This window comes from Sphingobacterium corticibacter, from assembly GCF_003076635.1.
Lineage (GTDB): Bacteria > Bacteroidota > Bacteroidia > Sphingobacteriales > Sphingobacteriaceae > Sphingobacterium > Sphingobacterium corticibacter.
This window is the reverse complement of sequence record NZ_QDKG01000003.1, coordinates 283,564-302,206: the sequence shown is the minus strand read 5'-3', so window position 1 is coordinate 302,206 and position 18,643 is coordinate 283,564. Positions and strand designations below refer to the sequence as shown.

Genomic DNA, 18,643 nt, shown 5'->3' with positions numbered 1-18,643 from the left:
GCTTAGATCTTAGTCTTGTTCTACAAACTTGGCTGGTTTCGGATCGATGGTCATGCCATCACGCAAACCTTGCAGCCCTTCAAACACCACTTTGTCATCTTTATTCAGTCCTTTGTTGACGACATAAAAATGGCCGACACGTTGACCCGCGTCGAATGGTGTCATCTTGATGGTATTATCTTTCTGTAGTACATAGGCGTATACCTTATCTTGTATCTCTACGACCGATTTTTGATGTACGAATAATAGATTTCCTGTAGCTAGCGGCACCGCGATCTTACCGGAAGCACCGTGGCTTAGCAACAAATTTTCATTGGGGAAACGAGCACGAAGTGAGATAGATCCTGTTTGCGACTCAAATTCACTTTCTACAATCTCCGCAAAACCTTTGCTCGGGTAGCGATCACCATTAGCAAGGAGCAATTGCACTTCTTTGCGGTAGCTATTCCGATTAAAGTTTGGGTCTTTGGCCAGGGTAAGGTATTCCGCTTCAGAAATATCAAAATATACGTTGACCTGACTAAGATCTGATATGGTAGTTAATAGGCTTCCCTCATTTAATAAAGAGCCTTCTTTAAGTAAAATACGATTGATACGGCCATCAAATGGTGCGCGAATCTGAGCAAAAGAAAGTTGGGTTTGTGCTTGTTGTACCATCGCGTCCGATTCGGCGATCTTCGCCTTGGCAGCACGTAATTGCACTTCTAGTAGCTCGTATTCGGTCTCACTGACAATGTTTTTATCCACCAATTTTCTGGTGCGTTCGATCTCTAGCTCGATCTTTTTGGCATCTGCCTGTGCGCTGCTACGTAAAGCCGTTGCTTTGGCCAATTCGGATTTGTACTCGTCCGAATTTAGGCGAAATAGCACCTGGCCTTTTCGTACTTGTGCGCCTTCATCCACATGAATACTTTCCAAAAATCCGGTCAAGCGAGACCGCATTTCCACATTTTTATAAGCTTGTATATCGGCGATATACTGCTTATAAACAGTGGTATCCATTTCAATAAGATTGGTAACAGGGATGGATCTACCTGTTTTCTTTGTCTCTGTTTCACTCTGATTGCTTGAGGCCGAGCAGGCAGCCATCATAGATAGGCTCGACATACCAATCACCCAAGCAAAAATTCTATTCCTCATAAATAATTACGGTAAAAAAACTAAAATGTACATGGTTCGCCCACGCGCACTGTGGGCAATAATAAAATAAGAATCTGGAAAGAATTTAGAATGGCCTTAGCCTGTAGAGAAAAGTGTAGTAACCCGGGATGGATCGCATCTTAGATACGTAATCTGGGTGATCATGTTGCCGAAAGTTGTCGACATCAGAAAATAAGTAGCCAGCAAAAAATAAAAATACGGGAAGTATAGCAGTTATTGTCTGGCTAATATCCCGAAAATCTTCGTACACAATTTCGGGATCTTCGGGATCGCAAATAGGATCACCGTCGATATGCATGATGTCTTCTAAGATAAATTCGACTAGGGTATCGGTCACCATTTCTGATTGCCCAAATAGTATTTCCATATGCCGACTCTTATCAAAAGTAAGCATATTGAGAAAACTAAGTAACGACAGAAGATGAATTATCTTAGTAACCATATCAATAGCCAAATATAGTGTTTATCGTACACTACTACTCACAGATTGTTTCGATAAGTAAAGGATATGATGAAAATCCTATATAAATTTTACATTGCAAACAAAGATTTACTGATTATGTCTTATATTTAGCGTAAGTATTGAGCGTATTTGAAACCAATTGATCAGATATTGGTTATAAACCTAGTGAGTATGTGGCGTAAGAAAAAACTATCTCCTTCCGATAGCAATACATCGAAGCATCCTTTTATCAGACAGAGATCTGAGAAAGAAAATGCAACATCGGTGTCGTTGACACGAGCAATTGCTAGGGAGCTGATTGAATCCGGGAAAAAATTGAATTAACATTATCTTAATATTATGCACACATGCAAGGACTAATTTTGGAGCAATAGAGCACATTACATGTCTAAAAAGTACAATCCAAGAGATATTAGTTGGTTAAGTTTTAATGGTCGTGTCCTACAAGAAGCGGCAGATCCGAGTGTTCCACTATCGATGCGCATTAAGTTTTTGGGAATATTTTCCAATAATTTAGATGAATTCTTTCGGGTAAGAGTGGCTGGGTTAAAGCGTGCTTCGGAGATCAAGGACAAGACAGCAATGTCTTCTTTTTTTGACGATCCATCAGTGATTTTGGAAGAAGTACATAATATCGTCGTGCGACAACAAAAGAAGTTTGACCAGATCTGGAAAAATGTCCGGAAAGAAATGGCCAAACAAAATACCTTTATCACTTCTGCAGACGAGCTCAGTGAGGAGCAAATCGCTTTCGTCAAAAACTACTACAGCGAGAAAGTAGAAAGTAATATCATCCCGCTATTGCTGGATGATGTGCGCCCTATGCCCTATCTCCGCGATAAAAGTCTTTATCTTGGTATTGCCATGAAAAAATCGCAATGGCTCTACGAGACAAAGTTTGCGATCATTGAGCTACCTACTCGCGTAGTTGGTCGATTTCTAATCGTTCCCTCCGAGCGCAAAAACGACAAGGTGGTTATCTTGTTAGAAGACGTAATCAAAGTCAATCTGCCGCATATCTTTTCTTATTTTGGGTTTGATGAATTTCATGCGCATGCCTTTAAAATTAGTAAAGATGCAGATTTCGACTTAGACAATGATGTCAATACCAGTTTGGTAGAAAAAATCACAAAGGCTGTCAAAAATAGACGTAAAGGAAAGCCCACGCGTTTTGTTTTTGACAAAAATATGGATACGAATCTGGTGGAGTTTTTAATCAAAAAGCTCAACTTAAGTAAGAAAGATAGCATCATTCCCGGACAGAAAATCCATAATTTCAAACATTTCATGGATTTTCCTGATGTGTTTAAGACTTATACCAAGCCCGCTGAGCGTACTTCTTTTGATCATCCTGCTTTTGTAGAGGGAAAGCGTATTACTGATGTGATTACGAAAAAAGACGTGTTACTCTCCTTCCCGTATCATACTTTTGATCCTGTCATTGATTTGCTTCGCGAAGCCGCGATGGATCCCGATGTGAAGTCTATTCGCGTGACGATCTATCGCATGGCAACAAATTCTAAAATTGCTAATGCACTTATCAATGCGTCGCGCAACGGCAAAGAAGTAACTGTGATGGTAGAGCTGCGTGCTCGATTTGATGAGGAGCACAATCTCGAATGGAAAGATCGATTCGAAATGGAAGGTATTCGTGTATTATTGGGTATCCCAAACAAAAAAGTGCACGCCAAACTATGTGTGATAAAAAAGCGTGCAAACGGAAAAACCATTCAGTATGGCTTTGTAAGCACGGGAAATATCAATGAAAAAACAGCAGCACTGTATGGTGATTATTGTGTGATGACGAGCGATCGCCGTATTATGGCTGATATCAATAAGGTCTTTAATGCTTTGGAGAAGCCAAAAGTAGATCTGGATCATCAGTTATCTGCTTGCAAACACTTGTTGGTATGCCCTACTACGATGCGCAATAAATTGGTGATCTATATTGATAAAGAGATCGCTGAAGTGCGCGCTGGCCGCAAAGGACACATGATCGTGAAGGTGAATTCACTAAGCGACAAGGATTTGATTAAGAAACTATATGAGGCTGCCGAAGTTGGTGTAGAAATTGACTTGATTGTACGTGGTATTTATTGTGCGATCAATCAAAAACGTTTTAAACAACCTATTCGAGCAATCAGTATTGTAGACGAATATTTAGAACACGCACGCGTCATGTACTTCTACAACGGCGGTAAGGAAGACATCTACATCTCCTCTGCCGACTGGATGACTCGTAATTTGGATCATCGCGTCGAAGCAGCTATCCATATTACCGCTCCGGACATTAAAAAACAGTTGAAAGATATGCTCAACATACAGCTGAAAGATAATGTGAAGGCCAGACTACTGGATGAAAATCTGAGCAATGAATATGTAGAAGATGAACAGGAATCTTATCGTTCGCAGTGGAAAATCCATCAATACCTTAAAGAATTGACGTAATAAATTACTAAAAATATTAGTATATTTGTTTCATAAAGATGCGCGATATGAAACACTATACCAAAGGCAGAGGTGCTCAATACAATCCACAGAATCGTTTTTTTACGAATGAATATGGGCAGCACCATGTGGAAGGTATTGACGAATGGGAAGAAGAACCTACGCGCACTTTTCAAACAACGGTACATCCCAAAACTTTAGTGAATAAGGTCGAGAGTCCGGATGTGGGCATGGCCTACTCCGCCAATCCTTATCAAGGCTGTGAGCATGGTTGTATATATTGTTATGCGCGCAATTCGCATCAATATTGGGGATATAGCGCCGGTATTGATTTCGAAAGTAAGATTTTGGTCAAAGAAAATGCACCCGCATTATTCAAAGAATTCATTAATAAAAAATCTTGGCAAGCAGATACTATTTCACTCTCTGGTAATACCGATTGTTACCAACCCATCGAACGCAAATACCAGCTTACTCGTCAGATACTTCAAATCGCCTTGGATCACGGGCAACCTATAGGTATCATTACCAAAAACAGTTTGGTAAAACGTGATATGGATATTTTGGAAGAGATGGCAAAAAAGCAACTGTGTGCTGTTTATCTGTCGATCAACTCACTAACAGAAGCGACGCGGCAAAAGCTAGAACCTAGAACCGCGACAGCACGCGAACGCCTTCGTACCTTGGAAGAACTGAGTGCGCGAGGAATTCCTACAGGAATTATGTGTGCACCGATTATTCCGGGATTAACGGATCATGAAATACCAGCCGTATTGCAGGCAGCCAGCGATCATGGTGCGCGTTGGGCAGGTTATACTATTGTACGACTAAATGGAGAAATTGCGGTGCTTTTTAAAGACTGGTTGGAAAAGACTTATCCCGATCGGGCAGATAAAATATTACATCAGATTGCCGCTTGCCACAATGGGCAGTTGAATAACAGTACGTTTGGGAATCGTATGCGTGGTTCGGGAAATATTGCCCAAATCATCAAAGACAATTTTAAATTACATGCGCGAAAATGTGGACTGAATCAGGATACCCACACCTTTTCTAAAACACATTTTAGACGATCTACATCTTCCGATCAGCTTCGTTTATTTTGAGCTGATCGGAAGATGTCAATATCGCCATATACCGTATCTGCTGATTAAAAATTTGGCTGAGCAGGATTTCTGGTATTCAGTGTATCTGCTGTAGGCATCGTATCACGATGAGCTGTATCTGTCGTTGATGAAGGCTCTTCGTGTGGATCTAATGTACGATCTTCTGGCATGCGTGGTTGTTCTGCTTCTTCACGAGGATGATTGTTACAAGCGCTTAGTGCCAACACACCAGCTGCTAATATTCCTAATACATAGTTCTTTCTGTTCATAATCTTATTTTATTGTTCAGAGAAAAAACAGCATACACGATTTCTTGTTTAACGCATACAAGCTTTTAGGTATTTATACTTGTACTGAATCTTACATGTAAAAAAAATTAATTGATAGATATTACATAAAATTGCATTAAAATTAAATTTATAGTTAATTTTAATGCTGAAAATGCTATTTATCTTTTACTAATATATTAATGCCAAACTATTTTTTACCCGCAGTGAAGTATATTGTACTTTCACTAGTATGTTTTATATTATCCAAACCTTTGATCGCCCAAGATTCTTTACAGGTACGTCTTGGAGGTGCGCTGCGTTTCAATTATTTGTACAATTCTTGGGATCAGCAACAACGGGATCAAGGCGGAGCTATCCTCTATGATGTATTACTCCTAAATGTAAAAGCGGCTTATAAGAACGTGTTGCTAGACGCTGAGTATCGACAGTATGCTGCTTCTTTTGGAGGTGGATTTTTAAAGCATGCCTGGATGGGATATGAATTTCGGGAAGGCGAACAGATTCAGGTCGGGTTGGCATCTGTTCCTTTTGGACTCCAACCCTATGCCTCTAACAATTGGTTTTTCAATATTGGCTATTATGTGGGCTTGGAAGATAATTATGATATGGGTATTCGATACTTGCGCCGAAAAGAACATTGGGATTATGATATCGCTTTCTTCAAAAATGCAGAAACGTTGGATGTGGGTGGCGATGTAGAACTTTCATATAGCCGTTTTGCCTATGATGTCGTAGGGCGCAATAAAAAGAACAATCAGGTGAATGGTAATCTTGTTTATAAGACGCTGGGAACGGTCAAACAACGAATCGGTATTTCCGGACAATATGGTGGGATATATAATATGGATACACAAGATGTAGGTAATCATTATGCTGGCGCATTGGCCTATGAGGCAGATTACCGAAAGTGGAATCTCAAAGCGAGCTTTGTACATGCCGTGATGAATCCTCGAAATGCTGAGGGCGAATCCAATGAAGTGATTGAAATGGCAGCCTATGGATCTGCCTACGAAGTCGCGACGAACTTTAATCTGTATACGTTTGGTGTGTCTAGACGTATGGATATAAATCGAGGAATATTAAAGCAACTTACTGCTTATAACGATTTTGGCTATATGCAAAAAGCGCGTAGAGCTTTTGAAAACTCTTATATGAATGTCACTGGTGTGCGCGCTAATATAGGTCCAGTAATCACCTACGTAGAATACGCTGCTGGATACAATCATTCTTGGTTCGGCGGCAATTTTGTCGATGATTTTAGCCGAGGTAATCCAGATGCTAAATTACAAGGGAGGTTCAACATCAACTTAGGTTACTATTTTTAATAACGCCCTATATACACGCTCCCATTACTCCTCTTGATGTTTTCTGACAGATGAACAATCTGGTATAGATACCGCGATCAACACATTGATCGTGACGTGGTAATAATCCGATATTTTCAATAAAATTTCCAAAGGCGGCTCTGCCGTACCATACTCATACTTCGAGTAGCGCGCACGCGTAATCCCAAGCTGCTCAGCTAGCGCTCGCTGTGACTTGCCCGCTTTGGATCGTAGATAGCGTATGTTTTCAGATAGATACAACATTGTCCTAATTTGGAACAACAATAATACTAATATTTTTAGCTAAACCAGGTAAGTTTGTTAAAAATAATAGAAAGGATCATGATGGAACGCGCCATTGTACATATGGATCTGGACACCTTCTTTGTGTCTTGCGAGCGCTTGAAAAACAGTGAGTTGTACGGTTCACCTGTCATCATTGGTGGTGGTGATCGCGGTGTGGTCGCATCTTGTTCTTACGAAGCACGTTATTATGGCGTGCGTTCGGCTATGCCGATCAAAATGGCCTTACGATTATGTCCGGAAGCCAAAGTCATTAAAGGAGATATGGAAATGTATTCCCAACTTTCGCACACCGTTACCGAGATTATTGAAGAGCAATCGCCCGTGGTAGAGAAAGCAAGCATTGACGAACATTACTTGGATATAACAGGGATGGATCGTTTTTTTGGAGCATACCGCTGGACAGAAGAGTTGGCACAGCGCGTCACCAAGGAAACAGGCTTACCGATTAGCTTTGCCCTTTCGGTCAATAAAACCGTAGCGAAGATTGGTACGGGCGAAGCCAAACCAATTGGTCGCAAGCAAATCGAAGCCAATAACGTGCGGCCATTTCTCAATCCGCTATCCATAAGAAAGATTCCAATGGTGGGCGATAGTACTTTTCAATTGCTATCCCGCATTGGCATTCGCCAAATACACACCTTGGCCGATATGCCGGTCGAAGTGCTCCAGCAAATGATTGGAAAAAATGGACTGGATCTCTGGAAAAAAGCCAACGGAATAGATAGTAATCCAGTGCAACCTTATTCCGAACGGAAATCCATTTCGACAGAAAATACTTTCAGCACAGATACCATCGACTTGGTAAAATTGCGCAGTATTATCGGTAGTATGGTCGAAAAGCTAGCTTACCAGCTGCGTACGGAACAATGGCTTACCTCTACCGTGGTGATCAAGCTACGCTATGCAAATTTTGATACCGAAACCAGGCAATGTCGCGTGGCTTATACCTCGGCCGATCATACCTTGTCGTGCTGTGCTTTGGAACTTTTCGATAAGTTGTATAACCGACGTATGCGTATTCGACTGATCGGCGTGCGTTTTACCAACTTGGTGCGCGGTAGCTTACAAATCAATCTATTTGAAGATACACAGGAAATGGTGGCGCTCTACCAGGCGATGGATCAGATAAAAACACGCTTCGGATACGATAAAGTAAACCGTGCTGGAGGAGTTAAGAAATTGGAAAACCCAAAATACAGTAAACAGGAAAACCCCGAACATTAATCCGGAACGCTTATGTACCTCAATTGCCGATCTTACCACAGTCTTCGTTACGGAACACTATCCATTGAAAAGCTTGTAGAGCAAGCAGCGGCGGCCGGCGCAACATCCTTGGCGCTTACCGATATTAACACCGTGACGGGCATTTATGAATTTGCGCAGAAATGTCATCAAAAGCATATTAAGCCCGTTGTGGGAATGGAAATGAGAGAAAACAACGAGCTTTATTACATTCTGCTCGCTAAAAATAGTCATGGCGTCGGTGCTATCTGCCAATTGCGCACCACACATAACTTGGAAGAAACGGGGTTGCCCGCAAAATGCCCTGCCCTGCCCGATACGGCGATTATCTACACCATGAGTCAAGCTCCTGCAGTATTAGGTGAACACGAATACATCGGTGTACAACCGCATGAAATCAATCTATTGATCCGCCCACAATGGCAGCGTTATTTTGCCAAGATGGTGATCTTGGCTCCGATCACCATTAGTGACGAGGAATCATATCAACTGCACCGGATTTTGCGCGCGATAGATCGCAATGTATTGCTTTCTAAGGTCAGTAAGGAAGATTGCTGCCGTCCAGACGAATATTTTCTACCAGTACAAGATTTACGGGCTATTTTTCAAGCTTATCCGCAGATCGTAGCGAATACACAGCAGCTGTTAGAGAGCTGTTCTTTTGACTTTGAATTCACAACACCTAAAAACAAGAAACATTTTACGGATAGCCGTGAAAGCGACCGATTATTGCTCACAGAGCTCACTGAGAAAGGACTGCTTCGACGATATGGGGCCGACCATACGCTGGCTCGGCAACGTGCCGAACGGGAACTCAAAGTGATTGATGAGCTTAATTTTAGTGGTTATTTCTTAATCACCTGGGATATTGTGCAATACAGCAATAGCCAAGGTTTTATGCATATTGGTCGTGGTAGCGGTGCCAATAGTATTATCGCGTATTGCTTGGGCATTACCGATATCTGTCCGCTAGAATTGGATCTATATTTCGAGCGATTCCTTAATCTAAATCGTAAAGTACCACCCGATTTTGATATCGATTGGGGTTGGCAAGAACGCGATATTATTCTGCGCTACATCTTTGATCGCTATGGCAAAGATCATGTGGCTTTTTGCGGTACCAACATAGCATTCAAATACCGCTCTATCTTCCGAGAGCTAGGCAAAGTATTTGGTTTGCCCAAAGAGGAGTTGGATGCATTGGCTACGCAATCCATGGATCAGCACGATACCAACTCCGTAGTGCGCAAAATACATCATTATGCCAATATGCTAGAACAATATCCGAATCAACGGAGTATGCACGCCTGCGGTATATTGATTTCGGAAGCACCGATTACGCAGTATTCTGCACTGGAATTGCCCCCCAAAGGTTTTCCGATTGTGCAATTTGATATGCATGTGGCCGAGGGCATCGGATTGGAGAAGTTTGACATTCTTAGTCAGCGTGGCATCGGCAGCATCAACGACGCGGTGAAGATTATTGCGCAAAATCGAGGCATTACGATTGACATTCGCAATACGCAGATTTCGAAAGAAGAAGCACAGTGCAACGATCACCTCGCACGTGGACAAACGATCGGTTGCTTTTACATCGAATCGCCTGCGATGCGTGGACTGTTGCGTCGGCTAAAGTGTGCTGATTATCGTACCTTGGTAGCTGCCTCATCCATTATACGACCTGGAGTAGCGCAGTCGGGCATGATGAAAGAATATATTTTCCGACACAATTATCCCGATCAGTTTGAGTACATGCATGAGGTATTTCGCGAACATCTGGGCGAGACGTATGGCATTATGGTGTATCAGGAAGATGTGATCAAGATTGCGATGCACTTCGGCGGCTTGTCAGCCGCAGATGGTGATGTGCTGCGTCGTGCGATGAGTGGCAAAGGCCGCTCATTAGAAGCATTGCAACGGGTGCGAAGCAATTTCTTTGATTCTTGCGCCCAGAAAGGACATGATCCACAGCTCAGTCAGGAAGTTTACCGACAGGTAGAGTCGTTTGCAGGCTATTCCTTTTGCAAGGCACATTCGGCTTCTTATGCGGTAGAAAGCTACCAAAGTCTGTACCTAAAAGTGTATTATCCGATGGAGTTTATGGTGGCTGTGATCAATAATCAAGGCGGCTTTTATCGTACGGAGGTATATATTCATGAAGCGCGCATGTCGGGCGCCACGATACAAAATCCTTGTGTAAACCATAGCGATATCATTACCACTTTGTATGGTACTGATGTGTATTTGGGGTTTATGCATTTGCAAGGCTTAGAATCCAAATTAGCCGATCAGATTGTTGCTCAACGACTCAAACATGGCGCATATATTTCGTTAGAGGATTTACTTCGTCGTGTACCCATGGGCATAGAAAGTATACAAACCTTGATTTTTATCGGTGCACTTCGCTTTACGGGAAAGAGCAAAAGTGAGTTGTTGGTGCACGCGCGTTTGTTGTTGGTCTCTTTCAAACCACAAACGCAGCAACCGGTCTTGTTGCATGAGCCCGCTCGCGAATATACCTTGCCTAAACTGGAGCGATCTGCCTTTGAAGATGCTTTTGACGAGATCGAATTATTGGGGTTTCCTACCTCCTGCTCGCCCTTTGATCTGCTGCAAACTCGTTATCGTGGTACCATAATGGTCAACGAGCTGACTCAACATCATAAAAAGCAAGTAAAGATGCTGGCTTATCTGATTTCGAGAAAACATGTGCCTACCAAACGTGGAACGATGTACTTTGGCACTTGGGTGGATGTGCAAGGAAACTATTTTGATACAGCGCATTTCCCAGATTGCTTGGCCGAATATCCTTTCAAAGGTGGCGGATGTTATTTGCTACTTGGCACAGTCGAGGTAGATTATCACTTCCCGACCATCACGATCCATAAAATGGCCAAAATGGCATTTATTCCTGATCCACGCTATGCATACGATCAGAAAAGACAGTATGATACCCAACGCAGAATACAAGAAGATGTAAGTATGACAAATCGTAAGCCTTATCCCCAAGCGCACGAAGTCAATTTTCCGCGACAAAAGATGTGTTAACTTTAGGTAAACTCTCTGTAAATTTTTATATATTTAAAAATTACCAATAGCAAGAAACTAACCCTATGACTTCAATGGTCAATTAGTTTAATTATGTATAACTAACTTATATTCAAACTTAATCATTACATGAGATATCTTGTAATGATGCTAACAGTCAAACTAACCATATGTACCGAATAGTCAAATATTTACTTTAATTTAACAATTCACCATAGGCTTAATCAAACTTTTAACCCATTTTTACAACCGTATTAACATATTGTAAACATTCATTCACTACTGTAAAATGAAATATAAAATCAAAGAGGCAACGGGCAAGCTGGGAATTTTGATGCCAGGACTGGGCGCTGTTGCGACTACATTAATTGCTGGAGTAGCTTCGGTAAACAAAGGATTATCTTTACCAATTGGATCAGTTTCTCAAATGAGTCGCATCCGATTAGGGAAAAGAACAGAAGATCGTAATCCATTGATCAAAGATTTTGTGCCATTGGCAGGCTTACAGGATATCGTGTTTGGAGGTTGGGATTTATATGCCGACAATGTATTCGAAGCAGCTAGCAAAGCCAAAGTATTAGAAGCACATCAATTGGAGGCTGTACGAGAAGATTTAGAAAAAATCGTTCCGATGAAAGCGGTATTTAACCGTGATTTTGTCAAAAATCTAGATGGAGACCATGTGAAGACTCAGACGACACATCGTGAGTTGATCGAAGCACTTCGCGCAGATATTAAGACATTCAAAGCGGAAAACAACCTAGATCGTGTAGTTATTGTTTGGTGTGGATCGACGGAAAAATACATCGATGCAGAGGATATCTTTACAGAACTTCCAAAGTTAGAACAAGCCTTAGACAATAACGACGACCGTATCCCACCGAGCATGTTGTATTGTTATGCGGCGATATTAGAAGGTGTGCCCTATGTGAATGGTGCTCCGAATCTAACTTGTGATGCTCCAGCTATCGTAGAGCTAGCATTAGAAAACAATGTAGCTATTGCAGGAAAAGATTTTAAAACCGGACAAACCTTGATGAAAACCATCGTAGCGCCTGGATTGCAAGCGCGTGCTTTGGGTGTAGAAGGTTGGTTCTCGACCAATATCTTAGGTAATCGTGATGGTTTGGTATTAGACGATCCAGATAACTTCAAGACCAAAGAAGTGTCTAAATTATCGGTTTTGGAAGAAATATTGGATGCAAACAAAAACCCAGAACTTTATGGCGATCTTTACCACAAAGTACGCATCAATTACTATCCGCCACATGGTGATAACAAAGAGTCTTGGGACAATATTGATATTTTTGGTTGGATGGGCTATAAGATGCAGATCAAAATTAATTTTTTGTGTCGCGACTCGATCTTAGCTGCTCCTGTTGTGCTGGATTTAGCACTTTTTATCGATTTGGCTCAGCGTTCTGAGATGTATGGTGTACAGGAGTGGTTGTCATTTTACTTAAAATCTCCACAGACTGCACCGGGACTTCCAGCAGAACATGACATCTTCAAGCAATTGATGAAGCTTCAGAATACTTTGAGACATATTAAGGGCGAAGATCTTATTACGCACTTAGGACTAGATTATTATCAAGAATTGATAGAAAGCATTCAGTAAACCTATTGTACATATAGATATTGGGAAGGCGAAACATGGAGATTTAGCATACATATGTTTCGTCTTCCCTAGTTATTAAACTAAACCAATAAAGAAAAGCCAAATGGAATTTGCCATTATAGCTGCCGGTCAAGGATCGAGGTTAAAAAATGAAGGTATCGAGCTGTCAAAGCCCCTCCTTCCGATCTGTGGCATAGCTATGATCGAACGATTAATTAGGATCTTCGCCAAGAATGGCGCCGCTCGTGTACACGTTATCGTCAATAGCGCATCGGTTGACTTACGGGATTTTCTGGCGAATAATGATTTTGGAGTTCCTATACATCCTTATGTCTTTGATACCGAAAGTTCATTACATAGCTTGGGCGAACTCTTGCAGGCCAATCCATCTTGGACAGAATGTGTGGTAACCACGACGGATACTATTTTTTCCGAACGTGAATTTGCTAACTACATCACACAGTTTCGTGCACGGAAATCAGCAGATGCCTATATGGGAATTACCTCTTTTATAGACGATGAAAGCCCTTTGTATATTGCCATGGATGAATCTCATCAAATTGAACTTTTTTCAGACGTAAAGACACAAAATACCACTCTAGTTTCTGGTGGTATCTACGGATTGCGTGTACGTGCAGCGCAGGTTGCACATGAACAGATCCAATCAGGACAAAGTAGAATGCGTAACTATCAACGAAGTCTTTTAGAAAAATCATTGGTCGTGGAAGGTCATATCTTCCACAAGATCGTGGATGTAGATCATCTATCCGACCAAAAACAAGCCGAGGCTTATCTGATGGAAATTGGCGAATGTGGCAAAAATTAAGATGAATATACTGGCAATAAATAGAAGGAAGAACTTCTCTCCTAACCACATTGGCAATGATGCCGCAATCATGCGCCTTGTTTGCGATGAACTGATCTCATTCGGTGCTGAAGTTAGATTATGCGATGAAGAATCTTTTATGCAAATGGGCATCACTGATATCGATGGTATCATTAGCATGGGTCGTAGTAGGTCGTTATTATTACGCTTACAGCAATTGGAAGATAGCGGAATGCCTATCTTCAATTCGTCGCATAGCATCCGAAATTGCTTTCGGAAAAATATGACGGAGTTACTAGTGGCAAATGGTATTTCTTATCCAGCGAGCATTGTGCAGCAGACACATCAGCCTTTATCTACTGATGTTTTATCATTGGCTGCGGATGGTCTGTGGATCAAACGTGGGGATTTTCATGCCATTCACAAAGAAGATGTGACATTTGCAGCCACCATTGCGCAAGCACAGAATATTATTGAAGAATATGCCTTGCGGAATATCAAAGAAGCGGTCATATCGCGTCATCTGCGTGGTGACCTCGTTAAATTTTATGCAGTTCGGGGAACGTCGTTTTTTTACAGTTTCTATCCATACGAAGTGAAGCATCATAAGTATGAGGAATATGAACAAATTAACGGCCGTACGAATCATTATAACTACGATGCCGAACAGCTTCATCAATTGGCCGATCATTCGGCCGAAGTTTTAGGTGTGGAAATATACGGTGGGGATGCCATTATCCAGAATGATGGTAGCATACATATCATTGACCTAAACGATTGGCCAAGCTTTGCGCCATGCAGAGAAGAAGCTGCAAAAGTCATTGCTAACTTCTTATTTAAGAAACTATCTACCCAGAATGGAACAAAAAAATCCGCAACATTTAGTGGGAAATCATAATATTGACCAACCTATCGAGTCCGAATTCGAGCAATCACTCAAATCTTCCGATACCGAAGAGCGTATCGATATCTGGTTTTATCGTCCAATTGGCTTATTCATCGCCAAAATATGTGCACGTGCAGGCATTAGTCCCAATGCGGTCACCATTACCAGTATTTTCATCGGCGTTGCAGCTGGTATTCTTTTTTACTACCAAGATCTTTGGATCAATATCATCGGCATGTTGCTGCTTGTATTTGCCAACTCGTTGGATTCTGCGGATGGGCAACTAGCGCGATTGACCAACCAGAAAAGCCGCTTTGGACGCATTCTCGACGGCTTCGCCGGAGATTTTTGGTTTGCGGCTATTCATATTGCTTTATGCCTTCGGCTGATGGATCAAGGCTGGTCTGCCTGGATCTGGATACCGGGAGTTTTGGCGGGTGTAGCACATGTTTTCCAATCGGCCATGGCCGATTATTATCGCAACGTCCACCTTTTCTTTATCAAAGGTGAGAATGGAAGTGAGCTGGACAATGTGCATGATCTACAAATAGATTTTGAAAAATTGAGTTGGAAAAAAGATACTTTCTCGAAGTTCGTGTTGAACGGATATATGGGCTACACGCGCATGCAGGAACGGCTTTCTCCTTGGTTACAAAAGCTATTAGCCGTCATCAAAAGCAAGTATAAAAATGGATTGCCGCTAAATCTTATTCGAGATTTCAGAGCGCAAAATAAGCCATTGATGAAATACACCAACATCGTGCAGTTCAACACGCGGGTGATATTTCTGTTTTTATGGATTTTTATCGATCAGGTTTGGCTATATTTCGTATTTGATATTCTGGTACTTACTCCCATTCTTATTTATATGGTGTATAGACAGGAGCGCGTTAGCAAATATTTCTTTTCAGCGATCGAACGTAAAAGCATGTATGAGCACGAAAACGCTTTATAAAGTCGTATTTATCCTACTGGGCATCGGTAGTTTGGTCTACATGGTGTATGCATTAGGTATCGAGAATATTTGGGCTAATTTGCAACAGACCGGTATTTGGTTTGTTCCGGTCTTATTAAGCTGGTTTGTCATTTATTTCATGAATGCATTGGCTTTTCGCGACATTATTCGAGAAAAAAATCACGAAGGTGCTAAGATCAATTTTGGTCGCATTCTTCAGCTTACGATCTCCGGATACGCGATCAACTATATCACGCCTTTTGTCGCACTTGGTGGCGAACCCTATCGCATCATGTCGCTCACGCCTGCACTCGGAAAGGCAAAAGCCAGCTCTTCCGTGTTGCTGTATGGTATGATGCATATCCTTTCGCATTTGGTGTTTTGGGTGTTATCTATCGGCTTAATTATTTTTTATTTACCTGTTAGCGCCACAGTAATCGCGACTTGCGCCGTTATTATTGCTTTAGCTGGTGGATTACTGTTGTGGGTATCACGGATTTCAAAGAGCGGTATTCTAACCAGTGTATTTCGAGTGGCAACCAAATTACCGTTCATTGGCAAAGCGGCCAAGCGCTTGCAGCAGAAGAATGAAACTTTATTTACCGAGATCGATATGCAGATCAACGATTTGTATCAGCATCGAAAACCAAAATTTTACTCCTCCCTATTTTGGGAATTCTTCGCAAGAGTGATTGGCTGTGTAGAGATTTATCTGATAGCGCGAGCGCTAGGATTGGAGATGAATTATATAGAGGCCATCATTGTAAGCTCAGGATCTTCCCTATTTGCTAACTTGATATTCTTCTTCCCTATGCAACTGGGCACACGAGAAGGAGGCATGGCATTGGCTATGTCTGTTGTGGGCTTTTCGGCTAGCGCCGGCGTATTTATCGGATTGGCTACGCGTATCAGAGAATTAATTTGGATTGTTATCGGATTGCTACTTACTTTACTCGTGAGAAATAAAACCGCTCCACTAGAAGTGGAAGAAAATCTCAAAGAACTATCACATGAATAATACTATTAAAGGCCTGCTTTTCGATTTCGGTGGTACCTTAGATTCTAAAGGAGATCATTGGTCTACCATCTTATGGGATCTCTACGTAAGGCTGGAAATAAACGTGACGCAAGAGGCATTTTATCAAGCTTATGTGCATGCAGAACGCAAAGCGGCACTGGAAAGAATAATTCTGCCAGATTTCAACATGGAGCAAGTGCTTCTAGCGAAAGTAGCAACACAATTTGAGTTTTTGAAAGCCCTAAACTACCGTTTAGATGATGATCTGATCAATTCAATTGCCACTAGTGGATATGACTTTGCTAAACACCATATTGCAAAAGCGAAGATTGTACTTTCTTTACTAGCGAATAAGATTCCTATGGTGATGGTCTCTAACTTCTATGGTAATTTACAGACTGTACTCGAAGATTATAAAATAGATCATTTCTTTGATACTGTTATCGAATCTGCAGTGGTCGGTGTACGTAAGCCTGATCCTCAGATTTATCGATTAGGAATAGACGCGATAAAGTTGGAAGCAAAAGAATGCTTAGTGATTGGCGATTCGCTATCCAAAGATATTGAACCGGGAAATAGTTGTGGTTGCCAGACGGCTTGGCTCAAAGGCAATAGCCTGGAGCATGATGTGGATTCGGACGTTAAGCCAACGTATACGATTTCGGATATTAACGAAGTGTTGGACATTGTATTTGAAGATGGGGATCTGTCCACGAAAAAATAATCTATATTCGTAAAAAGATCGTAAACCATTGCTACGTATGAAAATCAAATCCTTACATCACATTGCCATCATCGCTTCCGATTACGAAAGATCCAAAGAATTCTATACGCAGGTACTCGGATTTGAAATCATGCAGGAGATTTATCGAGCAGAACGAGATTCTTACAAATTAGATTTAGCCATCAATGGACAATATCTTATTGAGCTTTTTTCGTTTCCCAATCCACCCGCACGACCAAGCAGACCAGAAGCCACTGGGTTGCGGCATATTGCCTTTGCAGTAGATGATATACAAGAAGCCGTGGCCTATTTAGCTACTAAACATATCGTCGCCGAACCCATTCGTATCGACGAGTTTACGGGTAAGAAATTTACCTTTTTTAGTGATCCAGATGACTTACCCGTAGAGATTTACGAAGGATAATCCGCAAACCTAAAAGCAAACTACACACATGTAAAGCCCTATGTTTAGTACTGGTCTTCATCCCTATTCTTTGCGATATAATTTAAAATAAATGTCACGCGTTCCCTTACTGATGTTTTTGGTAGTTCAATGACATCATATCCGAATGCTATATACGTTTCCTTCATCTGCTGGAACGTGAATTCCGCTTCCTTCCAATCTTGTTTCCGTTCTTCATCTGTGTGATAGATTTCTTGCCAAGGCGGTAAGATAAATACGGATTTAGCGTATCGATAATTGGCTACTTGATCCAATATGCTTGTGGATATGGCGATATTTTGCATACGCATGTAGCAAATGGTGTCCAATAAACCGCGATCAAAAAAACAATCCCGAGAATCCAGGTCATGTAGCACCTGCTCATACCTTTGTATGGCTGCACGGTACATTAGTTCAGCATATTTTTCCTTGTCTTTCCAAGGGAGGCCATCTTCTCCCAAATCTATCTGCTCTTTAATAATTCGACGTGCATCTTCTGGCACGGTTCTGAATCCTTGTCGATTTAGTTCCTCGATGAGTGTAGTTTTTCCGACGCCTGGTCCGCCCGTTATAATATAGAAATATGTTGATTTCATGGAATTTTAATGATTTAATTAAGTAGATGTGATACTTTATCGATGCTGAAAAGATGAGACGGATTGTCTCTAATAGAATTCTAAAAGCTTGTTTTTGAGATAAACAGCTACAAATTATAGTTGGAACTGGTTTGGGTAAAGCTATCATTAGGCACGGGGTAAAAATAAATACCTAGAATGATACACAAA

17 protein-coding genes are annotated in these 18,643 nt (G+C 41.5%); 12 read left to right on the top strand and 5 right to left on the bottom strand.

Translation table 11 applies throughout. The features are described from left to right. Nucleotides 1-9 precede the first annotated feature (9 nt). A complete protein-coding gene (locus DC487_RS10015; RefSeq protein WP_116775836.1) occupies nt 10-1,140 on the bottom strand; it encodes an efflux RND transporter periplasmic adaptor subunit in 1,131 nt (376 codons plus the stop codon). Nucleotides 1,141-1,225: 85 nt separating this feature from the next. Next, nucleotides 1,226-1,528 carry a hypothetical protein gene (locus tag DC487_RS10010; protein WP_133228490.1) on the bottom strand — a complete coding sequence of 101 codons (303 nt, stop codon included), beginning with the start codon at nt 1,526-1,528 and terminating at the stop codon, nt 1,226-1,228. Between the two features lie 480 nt (nt 1,529-2,008). On the opposite strand from DC487_RS10010, the gene ppk1 reads away from it, so the two are divergent. Then, nucleotides 2,009-4,072 carry a polyphosphate kinase 1 gene (gene ppk1 / locus DC487_RS10005; RefSeq protein ID WP_116775834.1) on the top strand — a complete coding sequence of 688 codons (2,064 nt, stop codon included), beginning with the start codon at nt 2,009-2,011 and terminating at the stop codon, nt 4,070-4,072. Nucleotides 4,073-4,119: 47 nt separating this feature from the next. Further along, nucleotides 4,120-5,178 (top strand): PA0069 family radical SAM protein, encoded by a 1,059-nt coding sequence (locus tag DC487_RS10000; RefSeq protein ID WP_239016357.1) that lies wholly within the window; start codon nt 4,120-4,122, stop codon nt 5,176-5,178. Between the two features lie 44 nt (nt 5,179-5,222). Here DC487_RS10000 and DC487_RS09995 read toward each other — a convergent pair whose 3' ends face one another. Then, on the bottom strand, nt 5,223-5,447 hold the full coding sequence (locus DC487_RS09995; protein ID WP_116775832.1) for a hypothetical protein: 225 nt from the start codon (nt 5,445-5,447) through the stop codon (nt 5,223-5,225). Nucleotides 5,448-5,647: 200 nt separating this feature from the next. On the opposite strand from DC487_RS09995, the gene DC487_RS09990 reads away from it, so the two are divergent. Further along, nucleotides 5,648-6,793, top strand: a complete 1,146-nt coding sequence (locus DC487_RS09990) for a hypothetical protein (RefSeq protein ID WP_116775831.1) — start codon at nt 5,648-5,650, stop codon at nt 6,791-6,793. 24 nt (nt 6,794-6,817) lie between these two features. On the opposite strand, the gene DC487_RS09985 is transcribed toward DC487_RS09990, so the two are convergent. Further along, complete coding sequence (locus DC487_RS09985; RefSeq protein ID WP_116775830.1) at nt 6,818-7,057, bottom strand: helix-turn-helix domain-containing protein; 240 nt, start codon at nt 7,055-7,057, stop codon at nt 6,818-6,820. Between the two features lie 78 nt (nt 7,058-7,135). On the opposite strand from DC487_RS09985, the gene dinB reads away from it, so the two are divergent. The 9 genes from dinB (at nt 7,136) to gloA2 (ending at nt 17,840) form a co-directional block, all read left to right on the top strand. After that, nucleotides 7,136-8,323 carry a DNA polymerase IV gene (gene dinB, locus DC487_RS09980; RefSeq protein WP_207774362.1) on the top strand — a complete coding sequence of 396 codons (1,188 nt, stop codon included), beginning with the start codon at nt 7,136-7,138 and terminating at the stop codon, nt 8,321-8,323. A gap of 12 nt (nt 8,324-8,335) precedes the next feature. Further along, nucleotides 8,336-11,389: a DNA polymerase III subunit alpha gene (locus tag DC487_RS09975; RefSeq protein ID WP_116775829.1), complete on the top strand. Its 3,054-nt coding sequence runs from the start codon at nt 8,336-8,338 to the stop codon at nt 11,387-11,389. 289 nt (nt 11,390-11,678) lie between these two features. Further along, a complete protein-coding gene (locus DC487_RS09970; RefSeq protein ID WP_116775828.1) occupies nt 11,679-13,007 on the top strand; it encodes an inositol-3-phosphate synthase in 1,329 nt (442 codons plus the stop codon). Between the two features lie 103 nt (nt 13,008-13,110). Beyond that, the gene (locus tag DC487_RS09965) at nt 13,111-13,833 is read left to right on the top strand and encodes a nucleotidyltransferase family protein (protein WP_116775827.1); all 723 of its coding nucleotides are present in this window, start codon (nt 13,111-13,113) and stop codon (nt 13,831-13,833) included. A 1-nt stretch (nt 13,834) separates the two neighbouring features. Beyond that, nucleotides 13,835-14,731 (top strand): ATP-grasp domain-containing protein, encoded by an 897-nt coding sequence (locus tag DC487_RS09960; RefSeq protein WP_116775826.1) that lies wholly within the window; start codon nt 13,835-13,837, stop codon nt 14,729-14,731. Next, nucleotides 14,691-15,674 (top strand): CDP-alcohol phosphatidyltransferase family protein, encoded by a 984-nt coding sequence (locus DC487_RS09955; RefSeq protein ID WP_116775825.1) that lies wholly within the window; start codon nt 14,691-14,693, stop codon nt 15,672-15,674. The genes DC487_RS09960 and DC487_RS09955 overlap by 41 nt, the downstream gene beginning before the upstream one ends. Next, nucleotides 15,652-16,692 carry a lysylphosphatidylglycerol synthase transmembrane domain-containing protein gene (locus DC487_RS09950; protein WP_116775824.1) on the top strand — a complete coding sequence of 347 codons (1,041 nt, stop codon included), beginning with the start codon at nt 15,652-15,654 and terminating at the stop codon, nt 16,690-16,692. Before DC487_RS09955 ends, DC487_RS09950 begins: the two co-directional genes overlap by 23 nt. After that, nucleotides 16,685-17,416, top strand: coding sequence for an HAD family hydrolase (locus DC487_RS09945; RefSeq protein WP_116775823.1), 732 nt, complete (start codon nt 16,685-16,687; stop codon nt 17,414-17,416). Before DC487_RS09950 ends, DC487_RS09945 begins: the two co-directional genes overlap by 8 nt. 37 nt (nt 17,417-17,453) lie before the next feature. Next, the gene (gene gloA2, locus DC487_RS09940; protein ID WP_116775822.1) at nt 17,454-17,840 is read left to right on the top strand and encodes an SMU1112c/YaeR family gloxylase I-like metalloprotein; all 387 of its coding nucleotides are present in this window, start codon (nt 17,454-17,456) and stop codon (nt 17,838-17,840) included. Between the two features lie 44 nt (nt 17,841-17,884). Here gloA2 and DC487_RS09935 read toward each other — a convergent pair whose 3' ends face one another. Then, complete coding sequence (locus DC487_RS09935) at nt 17,885-18,454, bottom strand: AAA family ATPase (RefSeq protein ID WP_116775821.1); 570 nt, start codon at nt 18,452-18,454, stop codon at nt 17,885-17,887. Nucleotides 18,455-18,643: the final 189 nt, after the last annotated feature.